The organism is Peribacillus sp. YIM B13482 (assembly GCF_042787975.1).
GTDB lineage: Bacteria > Bacillota > Bacilli > Bacillales > DSM-1321 > Peribacillus > Peribacillus simplex_A.
This window is the reverse complement of sequence record NZ_JBHZPF010000001.1, coordinates 253,384-272,880: the sequence shown is the minus strand read 5'-3', so window position 1 is coordinate 272,880 and position 19,497 is coordinate 253,384. Positions and strand designations below refer to the sequence as shown.

Genomic DNA, 19,497 nt, shown 5'->3' with positions numbered 1-19,497 from the left:
GGATGAAGAGGAATGAGGAGTCTAAAGTATTTGTTTATTGCTTTCTTTATCATTTTTTCTGCATTTCCTTCTCATGAAGCATCGGCAGCGGAAGAGAGTAAAACGATGGAAGTGAAACTGAAGAATTACTTAGGGAATCAAACCAGTGTCAAATTAACGGCAACCGGGGACTATCGTACTTCAGGTGGAGAGACATTCATCAAGGAGGGGGAAGAACTGACTTTGAAAATGGAGTCAGGAAAACTTGGCGTTTACAAAGATTCCAAGAAAATGGGATCCGATGCCTCCTTAAAGATAATTCCTGTTAAACAAGATGCTTTATTGTCCATAAACGGCCGGCCGTATACAGGATCATTTTTATTTACAGTGGAGGGCGGTTACATTCGTCCTATCAATCATGTTTACATTGAAGATTATCTAAAGGGCGTTGTCCCGCGGGAAATGCCCGCACTATGGCATTCCGAAGCCTTAAAGGCACAGGCAATTGCAGCCCGGACTTATGCACTTCGCCATCAATCCACATTAATTGATGATACGGTTTCCTACCAAGTATATGGCGGGGCGGACGGTCACTACCAATCTAATTCAGCCATTGAGCAGACAACGGGTATGGTAATCAAACATGATGGTGAAATAATCGAAGCGTTTTTTTCCTCAAGCAATGGAGGCATGACCGAATCGAATTCGAATGTTTGGTCAAGTGGGAACCCTCTTGCATATTTAACTATAAAAGAAGATTCCTATGATACAAAAACAAATTGGGCGATAACGCTGGACAAGCAGCAAATTGACCTGTCAAAGAAAGATTTATCACAGCCGGATGAATGGTGGACAAGTGTACAGGAAAAAGATAAAGCGGTTGTACCTAAGCTGAAGGTTTGGCTGAAAAATAACGGATATGCCAAGCAGGATATTAAAATTGCTGAAATACCCGCTTTAACCTTAACTGGTAAAAAAACGGGAGGCCGGGTTACGAAAGGCTCCATCCAAATCAATTTCTATGTAAGGAATCTCGTTGATGAAAGGGGGAAACTTTTGGAGCAAAAGGTTAGCCTTACGAATGTAGCGGCTTCCAAAATCAGGGGCATGGTGGGGCAGGATGTGATGAAAAGCTACCTGGTTGACCATTCATCTTCCAATCCTTCCAGAATTGCTATTGAAGGGTCAGGATACGGACATGGCGTCGGCCTAAGTCAGGTTGGAGCGAAAAACAGAGCGGAAGCAGGTCAAACGTATCAAGAGATTTTGGGGTTTTATTATCCTAACACTAATATAGAAAAGGAATATGGACATGCAGTGTCTGAACCTAAAAGGGATCTTGTTGCGAAGGCGGCACCGAATCCAATAAACCTAAAAGCGAAGCAGGATCATATAAATGATGAGGTTGGAATCATATACTCCCTTAAAGAAGATGCTGTAGTTTCACTCACGATTAAAGATAGTAAGGGGAAAGTCTTAGCCACCCCACTCCATGACCGAACCTTGAAAAAGGGGAGCCATTCAGCAACCTGGAACACGAAAGCTGTAAATAACGGTACATATACAGCAGAAATGTCTGCAATGGACCGAAGCGGTAATGAAGGTTCGACAACAATGAAGATTAAGATAAATAAGGATGCGTCGGCCCCGGATATCACCGATGTCGATACATCGGGTAATTACAGTACCGAGAAAGCGAACATAACGTATATAATAAATGAAAATGCCAATGTAACAGTGGAAATCAAGAACAGTAAAGGAATAGTGGTTGGAACCCTTGCTTCAAGGCAGGTCACTAAAGGCAGGCAATCGGTAACTTGGGATTTCAGAAATATGTCCACCGGGACGTTTACCGTGACCATCTCCGCTAAGGATGAGAGGGACAATCGGAATACCGTTTCAACGAAAATCCCTATTAGGAAGACGATGGGAATAGTGACAGCAAGTGTATTACATATTAAAGAAAAAAGAAGTACATCTTCTAAAACGGTCGGGAAACTGAACAGGGATCAAACCATTACGATACTATCTCAACAAGGTGAGTGGTATAAAGTGAAAAAAGGAAGCCAAATTGGGTATGTTTTAATAAAACATGTTAAAAAATGAGTAATTAAGACGTCATTCATGGCTTCTTTTTATGAACTGGTCCGATCCCTAAATCACGAATCCACGAGTAAACGCACTAAACTCACGAGTAAAAGGCGCAAATTCACGAGTAAACGCACTAAATTCACGAGTAAAAGGCGTGAATCCACGAGTAAACGCACTAAACTCACGAGTAAAAGGCGTGAATTCACGAGTAAACGCACTGAATTCACGAGTAAACGCTTGGAACACACGAATAAATCCACTGAACTCAGGGATATCGCGCAATCTCGTTAGTAATTGCCCAAAACATCGGAGTTATTCCACAAAACTTGAGTTGACGGACCCGAATAGCCGAAAAAACCCAGTTGAAGAGACAGGAGAATGAACTTAAAAGAGGAATGAATTCATTCCTCTTTTGTTTTATGCTGACCAGGTGTGAACGGAACACCGGCGGCTTTTGTGATGATTTTCGAAACATCTGTATTTTCAATGACCCCATCAAAGGCTTCGCTTCCCGGGCCAGAAGCAAAAATGGGAATCATATTGGCGGTGTGCCCTCCTGTGGAACTGGCAGCCCGTATGCTTCTATCAGCTACACCTGCCTTATAATGCTTGGCGATGGTGCTTCCGATTTCCCAATCAATTTGATGCTGTGGATAGACAAGCGTTCTATTCTTTTTTACGTTATCGATGAATTGATGAACTTCCTGATCCGTAAGGGATATATGTGCATACTTCTTGAATGCGGAAACGACACTTTCTGGAATGATTTCATGATTTTTATCGAATATAAGTTGTTTGGACATATATTCAGAAGAAACCCTGATTTTTTTCAATGCGGGGATATCCATCGTTTCAGAAGCGGAGGTCCCCATTGTTTCGTGGTCTGCAAGCACAACAATCAAAGTATCATTTCTATTTTTTGCCCAATTCACAACCTCTTTCACGGTCTGGTCAAATTCGATCGTTTCTTTCCATATTCCAGTGATATCAGCTGCATGCTCCATATGATCAATACGTGCACCTTCACTCATCAAGAAGAATCCCTTATCACTCTGGGATAAAATATCAATCGCTTTGGATGTCATTTCGGGCAGAGATGGCTCCTGTGAATGTAATACTTCTTTATCCAGCTTAAAATTCATGTAGGTAGGGTGAAATAACCCTAAAAGTTTTTCCGGTTTATTAATGGAACTAAGTTCTTCTTTCGTCGTTGTAATCCCATAGCCAGCTTGTTTAAATTTAGCGATTAAATCCTCGCCATTCTGCTTATTTGCCTCGAAATAACTGGAACCTCCGCCAAGAATGACGTCGATCCGGTTATCAAAGAGCTGCCTCGCGATATTCGCGCCGCCTGTCCAGCGGTTAGATACACTTGCACCAAAGGCTGCAGGAGTGGCATCGACTACCATATTGGTTGAGATGATCCCGACTTTTTTTCCTTTAGCCTGAAATGCATCCAATACACTATCTACCTCGGAACCATTGGCATCGACACCGATCGATTCATTGTTGGTTTTTATTCCAGTGGCAATCGCGGACCCACCTGCCGCTGAGTCAGTGACGTAATTATTGGCGGAATAGGTGCGCATTAGGGCAACGTGCTCCAGTTTTTCCAAATGTAAAATACCTGTTTTTCCATATTCCATTTGTCGGGCAATTTCTATTGCACCTAACCCCATACCGTCGCCAATCAGCAATATGACATTCCTGGGGGTGTTCTTTGTTTCTGCTTGAATAGGAGAGGTCATGCAAATAAAGCAGATAAGAACGAGTAATCCAAAGTGATGAGACTGTAAAAGTTTATGACTTCTGGATGTCTTATTCATCGGTAATCCTCCATTGGGTGAAAGTCTCCATATTATTTGTTAAAATCGATAAAAAAACCCTTCATGATATTCACTAATTTCTGCGCTATGTGAATGCAAAAGTAAAGAGCCTGCCTATATTGCCAGTTTGTGCAACAAGGAAAAAGCAATCGCCAAGAATGTTAGCTGACGAATGATCCGCCAACCGTAACCTGAACCTTTTTTTACTCATTGAATAATGAAAGAATATACAGTTTGAAAATGATATTGTAATAAAGTGAAAAAACTTTTCTGTAAATTACAATATATAGGCAATAATTTATAAACAGTAAATATATAACTGATATAATTTCACTAGAGTTCATTTGAAATAATAGGAGAGAGAACCCTATGCTATCCAGTATGAAAAAGTTCTTCAAAGAAAGCTCAAAAGACTTGAATAGAATGTATATGTTGGTTGATGCCGTGAATCGACTAGAGGGTAAGTATGAAAGTTATTCAGATCAAGAATTAAGCGGAATGAAGGATAGATTTAAAAGCGTATTGGATGCTGGTAAAAATATATGGGATATACAAATCGAAGCTTTTGCGGTAGTAAGGGAAGCTTCTAAACGAGTATTGAATCTTAGGCACCATGATGTTCAGCTTGCAGGCGGTTTTGTCCTGAATGAAGGGGGCATTGCACAAATGAATACGGGCGAGGGGAAGACGCTTGTGTCTACTTTACCAAGCTATTTACATGCACTGTACGGGAATGGTGTCCATATTATTACGGCCAATGAATATTTGGCAAGACGTGATAAAGAGTTAATGGGACAAATTCATGAATTTCTAGGAATGACGGTCGGTTTGAACATTTCCCAATTGGAGCCTTCTGCAAAACGTGAAGCGTATGCGGCGGATATCACGTATGGAACGGCAACAGAGTTCGGTTTTGATTATTTGCGTGATAATATGGTTTTCCGAAGAGAAGAAAAGGTTCAAAGAGGACACCGGTTTGCCATTGTTGACGAGATTGACAGCATCTTGATTGATGAAGCGAGGACACCATTAATTATTGCGGGCAAGTCAAGCGATGGTACCGGGCTTCACCAGATCACTGCACAAATCATGAAGTCATTTATAGAATATGATGATTACGAGATTTTCATTGAGTCAAAGGCTGCCTTTTTCACGGACCGAGGGGCATTGAAGATTGAAGAGGCCTTTGGTATCGACAATCTGTATGGACTGGATCATCAAGAGTTATTACATAATGTAACACAGGCACTTAAAGCCCACGCGATTATGAAATTGGATGTGGACTACATTGTCATGGATGGAAGGATTGCGTTAATCGATAAATTCACAGGCAGGGTGATGGAGGGTAGAAGCTTCAGTGATGGGCTTCATCAAGCAATTGAGGCAAAAGAGGGCTTGGAGATTACCGAAGAGAATGAAACACAGGCAGCGATTACCGTCCAAAATTATTTTCGTTTATATCATTCAATATCTGGGATGACCGGCAGTGCCATGCCATCAAAGTCGGAATTCCAGGAAATATATCAGCTCCCCGTCATTGAAATTCCAACTAATAAGCCCATTATTCGTGTTGATGAGATTGATTTAATTTATAAGGATGAAATGAGCAAAATCAACAAAATCGTCACAGAAGTAAAACGGATTCATAATGAAGGTAGACCTATTTTGATCGGGACGACCTCCATTGAGCAATCTGAGAAAATTTCGGTTCATTTAGAGAAGGCGAAAATTAAGCATCAAATCCTTAATGCGAAGACGGAAGCGGATGAAGCGGAAATCATCGCAAATAGCGGCCAAAAATATCAAGTGATGCTGGCGACGAACATGGCTGGGAGAGGAACCGATATATTATTGGATGAAGCTGTCAAGGAATTGGGCGGCCTTCATATTATCGGTACTGAGCGACATGAAAGCAATCGGATTGATATGCAGCTTAGGGGACGTTCCGGCAGGCAGGGTGATCCAGGTTCAACACAATTCATCATTTCATTTGAAGATGATTTGTTTGATTACTATGATGAAGATGAACTCGAACGGTATATAAAGAAAATCAAAACGGATGAAAGTGGATTGGTGGTGGGCCCTGCACCCGAAAAATTCGTGAAAAGGGTACAGGAAACGATAGAGCAGATGCATCAATCAAGCCGTTACCATTTATTGAAGTTAGAACATGCATTAAATGAGCAGAGTAAAATCATATACGCGATGAGAGACCGGATACTAGATTTGGAATCTGGACGGATGTCGGCCATTTTACTTGAATATATCGAAAAATACATTCGTCGGCTTATAGTGAAATATTACCATGAGCATATAGAGGAACCTGATTACTCGGCCTTTATTGAAGAGCTTTCCCTTGCTTTCCTGACATTGGATTGGCAGGCAAGTGATTTGCAGGACTTAGAAGGTCATATAGTTGAGGGAAAAGCTCTGGATGCTTTAGGTGAATTGGAAGCGATACTTGAAATTTTTCAAGCCGATGCAGAATGGCAAAATCAGTTACGTGTTTTCATGCTGCAGCATATTGATACAAATTGGATGAACCATTTAGACGAAATGAATAGTGTGAAGGAAGGAATGGGTTTAATCGGTTATGGTCATCAGGACCCATATATGCTGTTTGAAAAAGAAGCTCTTAGTCAATTCAATCTTCTATTAAGTAAAGTCGAGTCGGAGATTAGCATCGGCTTTATGGAATATATGAAAAGCAATCAGGAAGACGAAGCTGCTTTGGGGAGTGATGAATGATGAGTTTTTTTGGAAAAAGGGATAAAGGGGTTAATGGAAGGGAAAATATTTTAGCTTCAGATGGGCATAAGGTGCACAATCCGGATGTCACTGTTCATACTTCCCTATTGTTTCACAAGGATTGGGAAACTTCCAAGCAAGAGGAATATGTATATAAATTCCACCATCAAAGGCTGCCTGCATTAAAACCGAATCAAATTTCAATTTCCGGCGTTAAGCTGACTAGGGTGGAGGATGATGTAATCATAGTGGCTTTTCTACGAAATTCATTGGAGAAAGCTGTCCTGTTTGATATCGTGGATTTACTGTTAGTGGATGAGAACGGAAAATTATTGGCAAAAAAGGCTTTCGATCTTTCAAAGCTGGGTGAGATACCAGCACTTTCAAGCATGCCATGGCGGTTTTTATTCGAAGAAGGGGATATGTTGGCAGAATCGATTCCTGATGAAGATTGGAAGATTGCTTTTGAATGGAAGAGATAGTAGGAAAAACACTATGATTGGTGGCAGCCGGACGATATTTTTTTGCCGGACTGCCAAATCAAAACACGCAGAAATGATTAAGACTGTTGAAAGGCCTTCATCCGATGAAGGCTTTTTGTTTTTAAAGGAAGACATTAAAGACTAGTTGGATACCTGCCAAATATTTATGCTGTTTTCTGTGTGCAGTTTCTCATAAATGGCAACGCTAAGTAATATTTATAAGTATTCTTCCGTAATCAGGCTTAATTAAGTCCTGGAAATAATGAAGAGGAAAGTGGCAGGAGCATGAAGAACAACCTGAATCAGCGATTGAAGGAACGGTTATTTGAGATTATGTCCATTTTAATCGTGGCAATACTTTTCATTTATACGAATGATAGGATGGGTAATGATCTTTCGATTGGAATTTTTACGATAATCATCGGCGTTGCCGGTTTTATTGTTTATCTGAAGGAATGCGTACCGAATGGAGTCCTAAAGGGCATCATTTTTTCAGTCTTCCTTCTTTCGATCATGGCCTTTTTCCTTGGGGACATTTGGTTTTATCGCTATTACTCGACACCTATCACTTCCTATATGTGGATGCAAAAAAGCAATCTGAATGGGCTTGGTGAAAGTATATTCAGTATGATGAAAATGAAGGATTCAATCTTTCTTCTGTTAGGCATTCCAATTGCTGAGTCATTCATGAAGAAAAAATACCCCCTTAAGCATATGGCACTTGTACCGGCCGTAACATTCCTCATGATAGCAGGGCTAAAGCCGGTAAAGAATATATTTATCGATAAGGTCGATATAACCCGGCGTTATGAGGCGAATACCTTCTTGCGAAACTGGGGTCCGATCGGTCATCACGTATTGGATACGTATGCCTATTTTACTGACTCGGGAAGGCATGGTATGTCTTCGAAAGAAAAGAAGGCCGTTTCTGATTACTTCGATGAAAAGAACAGGCAGGGTCATGCGTTTTCAGGCTCTTTGGAAGGGAAGAATCTCATTATCATCCAGGTGGAATCTTTACAGGCGTTTCCGCTATTTCAAAAGAGTGCCGGACAGGAGGTCACGCCATTCATGAATGAATTGGCGAAAGAGGGTCTGTACTTCCCGCATGTATATCCACAGACTGTATTTGGAAATTCATCTGACGGAGAGCTGATCGTGAATACCGGTTTATTTCCTTTAAAGCAAGGCGCGACCTTTTTTCGATTCCCTTATAATGATTTTCCGGGTCTTGCTAAAGAATTAAAGAAGTCGGATTATCAAAGTTATGCTTTCCACGGAGATGAAGAAGACTTCTGGAATAGGCAGCATGCATATCCCTCGCTAGGGTTTGATGACTATCTTTCCATAGAGGATATGCAGAAGGATGAGATGATATCGATGGGCCTGGGAGACCGCAGTTTCTTCAATCAAAGTTATATTTTCTTAAAAGATAAAAAAAATCCCTATTACGCTTTTTTCGTTACGCTGACCAGCCATGTACCTTTTTCGCTACCGAAGGAACAGATAACATTGAAACCTAAAGTTGGAAAAGAGGACAGCTATCTGACTAAATATTTCGAAGCAATTCATTATACAGATTCAGCCATCGGGGATTTCGTAAAGAAGCTGAAGGATGACGGGAAATTGAAAGACAGCGTGATTGTCATATACGGAGATCATGATGGACTATTTTTAAAAGATAAACAAGAAGTTGAAGCGTATTACGAGAATAAAATTAGCGATGAGCAGTGGATTGAAAAATATATGCCCATTCCGTTGATCATCTATCAGGAGGGTATGGAAGGAAGAACGATTAATAAGGTAGGGGGCCAGGTGGATATTTTACCAACTCTATACGATTTATTAAATATTAAGAGTTCATCATACTTTGGGGAGAGCATGCTGAATGGCGAAGATGGCGACGCATTGATATTAAAAGGGGATTATGGTTCTCAAATGAAAATAAATGGAAAAGGGAAGGTCGAAGGATTTTCACCAGAAGACCAAAAGGAGGTTGATCTGAGTGACCAAGTGATACGTACCGATTATTTTAAACAAACGAAGGATTGACCGAAAAAAAGAGGATGACTGATAAAAGCCATCCTTTCTCCATTATAATCCCAGATGTTTCTTCACACGGTTCTGGGCTTCAAGTTTTATATCTTCTGGAACAATGTTGTACCAAACGCCATCTAGCTTTTGATTGTCACCTTCAAGAGTATATTGTTTTATATTTTTAAGGGATGATTTATAGTTATTTTGGATACTCAACATTTCATTGAAACTTAAATTGGTTTCCACGTTTTTACCTAGTGCCTCGAAAATATCGTCATAATTGGTAAGTGTTGAGAGGCTTGCCCCTTTTTTCATGACGGCTTGGATAACCTGGCGTTGCCGCATTTGCCGTCCATAATCCCCGCGGGGATCTTCCTTTCGGATTCGGGAATAAATCAATGCCTCTTTTCCATTTAAGTCGATTGTGCCCTTTTTAAAATTATACCCTTTATAGGCAAGGTCCATATCATTATCAACAGTGACACCGCCTACGGCATTCACTATATCCTGAAAGCCTTCCATATTCATTTTGACGTAATAATCAATCGGAATATCCAAATAGGCCTCCACTGTGTTTATCGACATGGAAACTCCGCCATAGGCATAGGCATGATTCATTTTATCATTTGTGCCTTTACCGATGATTTCTGTACGCGTATCTCTGGGTAAACTCAATAATTCAATGGATTCTTGTTTAGGATTAACAGTCATGACAATCATCGTATCTGATCGACCTTTGTCATTTTTCCTTTCATCCACGCCAAGAATTAGTATTGAAAATGGATCTTTGCTTTTGAACTTGATGTCATCTACACGCTTATCCGTTTTATGCGCAGTACCTTGCATAGTTTGAATCGCACCTGCCAAAGATTGATAAACTGAAGCTCCATAAGCAACTGTGCCAATGAGAAGGATAAGAAGGGTGAAGCCGATTATTTTAAACGATTTGCGTTTCTTTTTCTTTTTTTGTTGTTCGGATCTCATCTAATTCCTCCCTGAACCATTCCACTAAATGGAAGATGTGAAAAAGTACCTAGTCGGTATGTTTTTAACTATACCTTTTTTTAATCAAAAATAGAATAGTTTCTTTTTGTACTTAGAGTGCATATTTACCTGTTTTCATTCAAAAAAAACGAAGGATTCACAGAAAATGAATTCCTTCGCTTCCTAATCATTCGAATATTAGTTAATTATATACCCATAGATAAAAAGAAGATGTGATTCTCTTACATGAACTTCGGCTTTAAGAGAAAGTCTGGCAAGTAAATCCTATAAACTTCTATAACCGATGATTCTGCTCTTGAAATAGGAGTTTGAAGTAGAATTGATTTCTACTCCCTTACTTGTTGAGGCATGAATGAACTGCCCACCGCCCAAGTATATTCCCATATGGCTTACAACTGATTTATTAGAACCCGTTGCAAAGAAGATAAGATCGCCACTTTTCGGTGAAGTAACCCTTTTACCCATATCGTAATATGTGGAAGATGATAGCCTGGAAACTTCATACCCGGCCTTTTTGAACGTATAGTAAATAAATCCGCTGCAATCGAAACCTGATGGGGAGGCGCCCGCCCACGAATAAGGTGATCCAATTAATTTCTTTGCTTCGGAAACGAGTGTGGTTACTTTGTTCCCGGAACTTGGGACTTCCACTTTTCCATCATTTTTATCTGCAGGGGCTGTACTTGCCGATTTACCTAATTTTAGTTTTTGTCCAACTCTGATTAAATCGGATTTTAACGAGTTGTTAGATTTAAGCTGAGCTACAGTCAAATTGGTTTTTCTGGAAATTCCGGAAAGTGTGTCACCTTTTACCACAATGTATGTAGCTGAATTCGCTGGGGTCTGTGTAACATTGGACGGCTTGGAGCTGCTGGGTAAATCAATGGTAGTGGTAGTGGTTGATTTAGATACGATAAGTTTAGCACCTGCATAAATTCTATCGGATTTTAAGTTATTCAATTTCATCAATTCAGCAAGTGTAAGGTTATGCTTGTTTGCTATCCTTGTTAAGGTATCACCTGAAACAATGGTATATGTGGTATTTTTTGTTTTTTTCACGGAAACTGAAGAAGCATTTGATGTTGTTTTGGAGTTGGATGTAATTAATTTTTGATTAATTTTCAAAAAGTCTGTTTTTAAGTTATTAAGCTGTTTTAAGTCTTTTACTGTCGTATTATGCTTCTGTGCAATTTTACTTAGGTTATCGCCGCTTTTGACTGTATATGTACTGGCAAGGGCAGGAGAAACAAAAGTCGAAGATAAAATGGCTAATGTCGAAAATGCGACTACACTTTTTTTCACGGTTTTCCACCTCGAATATGTCTTTTTCCCTATTCTAACAAATGAAAAGGGTTAAAAAATATTACATTTTTGTTACAAGGGGAAAATAGTAGTATTTTACTGGTTTATATTGGTTAGTTTTGAGAGATGTAATCTACAATATTTTCTATATTATGAGTCCTTTCTCACAATGTGGCTTCGTGTTTTCCTGTTTGTCAATCCCTGTAAAAATAGCGCTATTTTTAGAATGTTCATTTCCTGTCCCATCTAATTTCACATTGAGAAGGTATTTCCTTCTTTTTATGAGGGGTTATTGGATATTCTGCCACTTAACATTAAAAACCCACTTCATTTTACAAAGTGGGTTGATTTTATTTAAAAAGGAAATCAACTAAATTCCTACTTGAATTTCCTGTGGAGTATTGATTCCATTTTTGGTTAAAGGGAGCAATCTTCATTAATGATTGATCTGCGACCCGTATTTTCCCTAAAAGCTCTTCAGTGGTAGATACCACCGGTCCGGGCATGGAAGAGGAGTAATCCTCCCAAAATCCCCGTTCCTTCACATACTTTTCTAAGTCATATGCAAAGAATATCATTGGTCTTTCCAAAAAAGAGAATTCAAATGGAATCGAAGAGTAATCGGTTATTAAAAGATCCGTACTGATCAGCAGTTGATTTACGTGAAATTCACTTTTGACAGGGTAAACGAACCCTGGGAATTTATGTTGTAGATCATCCTCCGTTTTTACAGCTGGATGCAGTTTAAGTAATAACGCATATTGTTCGTCCTTTAGTTCCTTGTAGAGCATTTCTAAATCGAGTGCAATCTCTCCGTTGTTCAAGCCGTCATTACGAAATGTAGGGGCATATAAAATGATTTTCTTATGCTCAAGTTCTGGATATTTGGCTAGCAACGAACTGCGTGCAGTTTTTTTTGATTCATCATTGAAAAAGAAATCAGTCCGAGGTATCCCGGTTCTTAGAATATGGGATGTCGGCAATTGAAAACTTTCTTGATAAATTTCCGCCATTCTCTCTGAACCTGATGTAACATAATCAAATTTTTTATATACCTCTAAAAATCTTGTCCTTGCACGGGCAGAGCGGTTTTGAATGGAAGGGTCTTTTGCCCCGAATTGCTTAACGGCACCGGCCGCATGCCACACTTGAACACATTTCACTTGCTTTTTGAATGCAATAGCTGAAAGAAAGCCAAAATAATTATCAATGATGATCCATTTTGATGTAGCGAGGTGATAAATCGATTGGATCATGGCAATGATATTATTAGATTCAAACGGAAGGACGATGGTTTTTCCATCGTCCTTCACTTCTATATGACTGCTCGGCTTCATTAAAAATACTTTTTGAATAGGAATGTCCTGCTTGTCCATTTCATCCGCTATATATTGGCAGTTGTCCCCGAATGATGTGACAAAGGTCGTTTTATCACGTAAAGGGAAAAGTTTAAAGATAGAGAATAAAACCTTAAAACAAAAAAGGTAAATTCCTATCGCGAATTCTTTAGCCATTAGTAACTTGTAAAAGGTCATCTTTAATTTGGGATGTAGAAATGCCAATTGTTCTTGGAAGGTAGACCACTTCACAAACTTCAGATAATTCATCGAATTGGCCTTTCCAGTCATCTCCCATTACAAAGATATCTACACCTTCACGAAGGATGTCTTCTCTCTTTTGTTCCCAATTGTCTTCCGGTATAACCTCGTCCACAAAGCGGATTGATTCAAGGATCATCTTCCTGTTTTCAAAGCTATGATAAGCTTTTTTATCTTTTAAAGCATTGAACTCATCCGTTGAAATGGCAACGATAAGATAATCCCCTAAATCTTTAGCACGTTTTAATAGATTGATATGACCCCAATGAAGTAAATCAAAGGTTCCATAAGTGATTACTTTCTTCATATTTTCATTCCTCCTGTAAGACTCTTTATTTCCTTAATTAAATTAGGATATATATTTGGACTATTAGAATATTAAATGAAACAATAAAACAGGTAACCAGCTTTTCAGGGCATTCAGCTTTTTGCTTAAAGGCAAGACAAATGCGTTTTTAAGTAAGTCTTTCTCCTATTAATTATAACTTAATAGTTTTACAAATAAACCACAATTTTTTTACAAATAAACCACATTTATTTAATTTAATGATAATTGTAGATATTAATTTTTAAGCTATAATTAAATGTTGACTAAGTTGTATTATTCTGGAGGGAATATTAATGTGTCCATACAAAATATTTTATATTGAAATAGATATTGTATGGTTTATATTGAATAGTATTTAATATAATTTCAAACACACACCACTCTTATTACTTGGAGTCAAAGGTGATTGCTTAATAAAATTACAAAAAAAATATTATTCTTGCTGTAATTAGAATAAGCCATTCACATTTTACCATTTGTAGGTGAGAACATCATAAAATCCATGTTATATAATATAGAAGTTGAAAGTGTCATTAAAAAATCTAAATTCGATCTATGAAGGACAGAGGATGAGTCATGTATAGACTCTAAACCTACCGGAGAACATTTTATAGACCCATTTAGCCTATTCCTGTATTGAAAGCGTTAACTATGATGTTAAGAATGCTCCTATGCTATTAAGTATCTTGATTTTGCTATACCCTTTCTATTCTGGCTGGCAACGGAAGGACATGCAAATGATTTTTACGTTAGTCCTTCCTTGGCAACGAACACATTGTGCTCAAGGGGACAGTCATTGGCTTGTAGAACTTGGTCTTTTAGCCGATTGAAGTAAAGGTGTTGCTTTCAACCCAAACGATATCAAAAAATTAAGATATGTAATATTCGATGTAAGCTGCAAGTGACTCACATTTAAAGGTTCTATTAGGATAAGCTAACCAATAATGTCCCATTTTGTATATTCAAGGCGATTTGGGTAATATATGAACATTTCATCTGATATTGAGGAAAAACCGAAAAAAGTTTATGATTTTAAAGTGCAATGAAAGATTCATTTATTTAAATAATTTGTTATAGGTGGTCTAAAATGATAAAAAAGCTTCTTAGAAAAAGGAAAGCAAGAAAAACCCCTAAAATTAAGTTGAAACAAGTTCTGTCCATTGTGCAAGAGGAAAATACGCTCTTTATAAAAGGTCAATTTTCAAAAGAACATTATTGTGCGAAAGAACTATGGCTATATTCTAGGGGAAATGAAGATCAAAAATTTAAAATAGCGGAATCGGTGGTTTCACATAAATTTGAGTTTGAAATAAATCTAATAGATTTAATCCGAAAATTAGAAGATGAACCCCATTCTGTTTATGACTGTTATATCAAAGTTTCCGTTCCAGTTGAAAATCTAAGCAAAAAATCAATCCTTAATATTGAACATAAAGCTGAATATGTAGAAGTATGCGAACAGGTTAATATTGAATATCCAATTCGTCTAGGGCGTTTTCAGGAAACATACACGAACAATTTAGGTTTTTATACCTATGAAGATAAACAAAGTATATTCTCTATAACCAATAAAGGGAATTTATCTCTTTATATCAATAAGACCCCTGAAATTTCGATTAAGTCTCAAATCGAAAAAATCACCAACAAATCGAAGACAATGCATATTAGTGGTCAAATCTTCACCAAGAATTCAAAGATAATAAAAGGTGAGAGCCTAGTAAAAGGCAGGCAAAGTGACAAAGAATATCAGGCAAATATATCTTTTATTCATAATAAGGAAATGAATATTAAGAAATATGGACTGAATCGATATATATATGATATGAATTTGGATTTAGAACAATTGGTCAGTGTGGATTTGGAAGATGATGTATATGATATTTACATGAAATTATATTTGCATGATCAGGAAGAGCCGAAAATGATACGCGTCGGAAGACCAACCACCAGAACTAAAATATTCACTAAAAAGACCGATGTTATCTCGGATAATGGAGTTGCTATAGTCAATCCATACTATACCTTTAAAGCAGCTAATTTATCTTTGGAAGTGTTTACCTTCCCTAGGGAAACATATCGATACTTAAAAAGGATGATGGGGTGGAGGCGATTTCTGGGTTTATTTAAAAAGAAAAAGGATGTCTGGATTATTGGAGAAAGAACTTATAAAGCCCAGGATACTGGATATCATTTTTTTAAATATATGAGAGAAAATCACCCTGAAAAAGAAGTGTATTATGTAATAGAAGAGAGTTCTGTGGAAGCTAAGAACGTCGAGCCCTTTGGAAATATACTTTATTTCAAGTCAAAGGAACATATTAAAAAGACAATGGAATCAACACGTATTATTTCATCACATCATCCAGATTATTTATATCCTTTAAGAACATCTGAATTTAAAAATCGTGTTAAGGGTGTTAAGGTGTTTCTACAGCATGGTGTTATGGGTACTAAGAATATGGTGGCAAACTACGGGAAAAAGGCAAGCTCTGGTTTTAGTACGGATGTTTTTCTAGTAAGTTCAGACTTCGAAAAGGATATGATCGTAACTGATTTTGGGTACAACGAAAAAGAAGTATTCACAACGGGACTGTCAAGGTTCGACTCGCTGTTTAAGGGTGATGTTTTAATAAAGCGGCAATTATTGATCATTCCAACATGGAGAGATTGGATTACATCCGATGAAATATTTTTGGAAAGCGAGTATTTTGAAAGGTATCAGAAATTAGTGAATCACCCGGTTTTACATGATTTATCTAAAAATAATGGGTTTGAAATCATTTTTTGCCTTCACCCTAATATGCAGAAATTCACGTCTTATTTTAAAGATGCTCCAGTTAGGGTAATTAGTCAGGGTGAAGTGGATGTCCAAAGATTAATTAAGGAAAGTGCGATTATGATTACGGATTATTCAAGTGTAGCTTTTGACTTCAGTTTCCTGCATAAACCGGTGATTTACTATCAATTTGATAGAAACCGTTTTATAGGGAAAAGACCGTCACATTTGGATTTGGATAACGATCTTCCGGGTGAAATCGTTGATGAATTGGATGAATTGTTAGGTGTTTTAGCCGAATATGCCAAGTCTGATTTTGTCATGAAGAAAAAGTATATGGACAAGGCCGACCGTTTTATTAAATATCGCGATGTTCATTCTAATTCAAGGATATTCGAAGTGATTCAACATGCTGAAAAAGATCCAAATTCACTAAGTAAATTATATAACCATCCGGTTGTTAAGCTCTTTGTTAATCGATTTAGGAAAAGTAAAAAGTATTTCCCTGTTATGAAAAATGTATATAAAATTATGTCTAGGCTTATCCCGGTTGACAGGAATCTTATTCTTTTTGAAAGTGGAATAGGAAAACAATTCGCAGATAGCCCCAAGTATATATATGAAGAGCTAGTGAAAAGGGACAATAATTATAAAAAAGTTTGGGTGTATAATGGTAATTTACCGATAAAAGGAAAGAATACGAAGCTGGTAAAACGTTTAAGCCCGGAATACTATTATTATTTAGCTAAAGCCGGCTATTGGATAAATAATCAAAACTTCCCTACCTATCTAAGCAAAAGGAAGGAAACGACTTATATTCAGACTTGGCATGGTACCCCTTTGAAAAAAATGCTATTTGATATAGAAAATATACAAGGAAGAGACGATGGGTACTTAAATCGGGTTCATGGTGCAACGAGAACTTGGGATTATTTAATATCACCAAGTCCATATGCGTCCAAGGCCTTCAGAAGTGCTTTCAAATATGAAGGAGAAATATTAGAAACGGGCTATCCAAGAAATGATTTATTTTATAGGGAAGATGCTTCAATGACCGCCAAGTCCGTGATTGAAAAACTGAAGATACCAACAGGAAAAAAAGTCATCTTATATGCTCCTACATTTCGGGATAATCAAACATCTAAAAATAATAAATTTATTTTTGAGTTGAAATTTGATTTAGAAAGAATGAAAGAAGCACTTGGAGATGAATATGTCCTATTGTTAAGGATGCATGTTGTTATAAGTAATAATCTCAGCATCCCGAGTGAATTTGAGGATTTCGTTATAAATGTATCCAATTATTCAGATATACAGGAACTTTACCTGATTTCTGATATATTGATTACTGATTATTCTTCAGTAATGTTCGATTTTGCTAATACTGCTCGTCCGATTTTGTACTACACTTATGATATGGAAGATTACAGAGATAACATCCGTGGATTCTATATGGACTTTGAAAAAGAAGCACCAGGTCCTTTTTTAAAAACAACTGAAGAGATTATCGAAACTATTGGCGATATTGATGAAATAAACAAGCAATACAAAAAGAGATATAGTTTATTTAGAGAGAAGTATTGTGGAATAGAAGATGGTAAAGCTACACAGAGAATCGTGGATAAATTTTTTGATGATTGATTCCTTAAAGGGTATTTTTGCTTTTAAGTAACTGGTAAACTGGCTGCCTAATCGAAGCATGTGCCTCTACACATAAAGGAGAGGAACCGTATGAATTTTTTGGTGCGTCAAAAAGCGAGGGAACTTTTAAAGAGCAGCAATATTCAAATAAAAAATAATCCTTCAAGCTTAAGAAATAAATTTTTAGGAAAAGTTAAAAAAGTCACTGTAGTTACTGCTGCTTTTAATGCTGAAAAATTCATTAGAAAAACGATTGAATCAGTAATAAATCAATCCATAGGTATAGATCAGATTGAATATATCATTATAGATGATTGTTCGACTGATGATACCGTTAAAATTATTCAGGAGTATGCAGCTAAATATAAAAATATATGTTTAGTTTCCCTTCAGGAAAATAATGGGTCTCCTGGGACCCCCAGAAACATAGGAATAGAACTGGGAACATCTAAATATATAACTTTTTTGGACGCAGATGACTGGCTTGCTCCTGATGGACTGGAAAGCCTCTATAACATCCTGGAGGAAACAGGTGATGATTATGTAGTGGGCAAAACGGTAAAAGTCGAATCTGAGTCAGAGACTGTTATTGGTGAGTTTGCTTCTATTAAAGAAAGAAGAAGCATTACCCCATTGGATGTACCGCACTTTTTTTATCATATGGGTCCAACGGCCAGAATGATGAATTTGTCTATGGTTAAAGAAAATGAAATTGGTTTTCCAAATATGAAATTCGGTGAAGATAAATGGTTTTTTACAGATGTTTTCTTTAAAGTCAGAGCAGTTTCAACTACTAAAAAACCTATTTATTATGTCAACAGAACTTCAGAAAATCCAAATTCTTTAACACGTGTTACGAATGTGTTAGATAAAAGAAAAGCGGATGTCGAAATAATAAGGTATATTCAATCCAAGGATATAGCCATTGAACTGAAAAGAGTGGCCCTTAACCGGATTTATGAGTACGATATTGTAAAAACGTTCGACAGTCAAATTTTTGTGAAATCCAAGAAAAAAGAAGATTTTATAGAAGTATTAAGGGATGCTGTCGAAACAACGAAAAACCTGTCATATGACTTTAAGAATGAATTTAAAGTCCCTATCTATAAATTTGCCATTGAATTATTCATGGCGGATCGTATTGATGATTTCGTAAGGTTATTTGAATGGTTAAAGCGAGATGCTAATAAAAAATATCTTATTAAAGATTGTTTGCCTTATTATGAACTTCCATTTCTGGAAGGTGATTATCGCTTCGTAAGGATACCGATGCTTGCTCGTGCAATAGATTCTTATGTTATCGATAATGTCTACCACCAGAGTTTTGAGATTTATGGTGATGATATAAACAACATAGAGTCTGTATTAATACGTGATAGAAAAAGAATGGACAATGAAATCAACTGTGAAGTTCGAATAGAAGGTAATAGAGGTCATTTTACTGTTTCATTAGATGAAATTGACCGAATGGAAAAGTCATTATTTACAGTGTTCATTCGATACAATGATTATCAATTGGTGAATATTAAAAGAATCCTGAAAAATAAGATGGCGTATAATAACAAAAATGTGGAGTTTTATACAACAGTGGCAAATAATTTGGGACTAGCTATAAAGTCTTTGGAGTAGCTGTTAGAGGTACACCAAAAATAAGCTCTCCCTTTTATTGGGCGAGCTTATTTTT

12 protein-coding genes are annotated in these 19,497 nt (G+C 37.3%); 6 read left to right on the top strand and 6 right to left on the bottom strand.

The annotated features are described in order from the left end of the window. The first annotated feature begins 12 nt into the window (after nt 1-12). Complete coding sequence (locus ACFX4L_RS01315; RefSeq protein WP_377403657.1) at nt 13-2,085, top strand: SpoIID/LytB domain-containing protein; 2,073 nt, start codon at nt 13-15, stop codon at nt 2,083-2,085. A gap of 48 nt (nt 2,086-2,133) precedes the next feature. On the opposite strand, the gene ACFX4L_RS01310 is transcribed toward ACFX4L_RS01315, so the two are convergent. Then, nucleotides 2,134-2,316 (bottom strand): hypothetical protein, encoded by a 183-nt coding sequence (locus ACFX4L_RS01310; protein ID WP_377403654.1) that lies wholly within the window; start codon nt 2,314-2,316, stop codon nt 2,134-2,136. Nucleotides 2,317-2,471: 155 nt separating this feature from the next. Further along, a complete protein-coding gene (locus ACFX4L_RS01305) occupies nt 2,472-3,896 on the bottom strand; it encodes an alkaline phosphatase (protein ID WP_284469226.1) in 1,425 nt (474 codons plus the stop codon). A gap of 369 nt (nt 3,897-4,265) precedes the next feature. Between ACFX4L_RS01305 and secA the strand changes: the two genes are divergently transcribed. The 3 genes from secA to ACFX4L_RS01290 all read left to right on the top strand — a co-directional run bounded on the left by secA (nt 4,266) and on the right by ACFX4L_RS01290 (nt 9,178). Further along, nucleotides 4,266-6,644 (top strand): preprotein translocase subunit SecA, encoded by a 2,379-nt coding sequence (gene secA, locus ACFX4L_RS01300; RefSeq protein WP_377403651.1) that lies wholly within the window; start codon nt 4,266-4,268, stop codon nt 6,642-6,644. Beyond that, the gene (locus ACFX4L_RS01295; RefSeq protein WP_377380938.1) at nt 6,644-7,126 is read left to right on the top strand and encodes an SLAP domain-containing protein; all 483 of its coding nucleotides are present in this window, start codon (nt 6,644-6,646) and stop codon (nt 7,124-7,126) included. The genes secA and ACFX4L_RS01295 overlap by 1 nt, the downstream gene beginning before the upstream one ends. Before the next feature lie 285 nt (nt 7,127-7,411). Then, nucleotides 7,412-9,178 carry an LTA synthase family protein gene (locus ACFX4L_RS01290; RefSeq protein ID WP_377403648.1) on the top strand — a complete coding sequence of 589 codons (1,767 nt, stop codon included), beginning with the start codon at nt 7,412-7,414 and terminating at the stop codon, nt 9,176-9,178. Between the two features lie 42 nt (nt 9,179-9,220). On the opposite strand, the gene ACFX4L_RS01285 is transcribed toward ACFX4L_RS01290, so the two are convergent. The 4 genes from ACFX4L_RS01285 to tagD all read right to left on the bottom strand — a co-directional run bounded on the left by ACFX4L_RS01285 (nt 9,221) and on the right by tagD (nt 13,375). Then, nucleotides 9,221-10,147, bottom strand: a complete 927-nt coding sequence (locus ACFX4L_RS01285; RefSeq protein ID WP_284469231.1) for an LCP family glycopolymer transferase — start codon at nt 10,145-10,147, stop codon at nt 9,221-9,223. 285 nt (nt 10,148-10,432) lie between these two features. Next, the gene (locus ACFX4L_RS01280; RefSeq protein WP_377380932.1) at nt 10,433-11,470 is read right to left on the bottom strand and encodes a C40 family peptidase; all 1,038 of its coding nucleotides are present in this window, start codon (nt 11,468-11,470) and stop codon (nt 10,433-10,435) included. A gap of 350 nt (nt 11,471-11,820) precedes the next feature. Beyond that, nucleotides 11,821-12,984 (bottom strand): CDP-glycerol glycerophosphotransferase family protein, encoded by a 1,164-nt coding sequence (locus ACFX4L_RS01275; RefSeq protein ID WP_377403645.1) that lies wholly within the window; start codon nt 12,982-12,984, stop codon nt 11,821-11,823. Further along, the gene (tagD, locus tag ACFX4L_RS01270; RefSeq protein WP_061465620.1) at nt 12,977-13,375 is read right to left on the bottom strand and encodes a glycerol-3-phosphate cytidylyltransferase; all 399 of its coding nucleotides are present in this window, start codon (nt 13,373-13,375) and stop codon (nt 12,977-12,979) included. Before tagD ends, ACFX4L_RS01275 begins: the two co-directional genes overlap by 8 nt. A 1,108-nt stretch (nt 13,376-14,483) precedes the next feature. On the opposite strand from tagD, the gene ACFX4L_RS01265 reads away from it, so the two are divergent. Next, nucleotides 14,484-17,813 (top strand): CDP-glycerol glycerophosphotransferase family protein, encoded by a 3,330-nt coding sequence (locus tag ACFX4L_RS01265; RefSeq protein ID WP_377403642.1) that lies wholly within the window; start codon nt 14,484-14,486, stop codon nt 17,811-17,813. 90 nt (nt 17,814-17,903) lie between these two features. Next, nucleotides 17,904-19,442, top strand: coding sequence for a glycosyltransferase family 2 protein (locus ACFX4L_RS01260; protein ID WP_377380927.1), 1,539 nt, complete (start codon nt 17,904-17,906; stop codon nt 19,440-19,442). Nucleotides 19,443-19,497 lie beyond the last annotated feature (55 nt).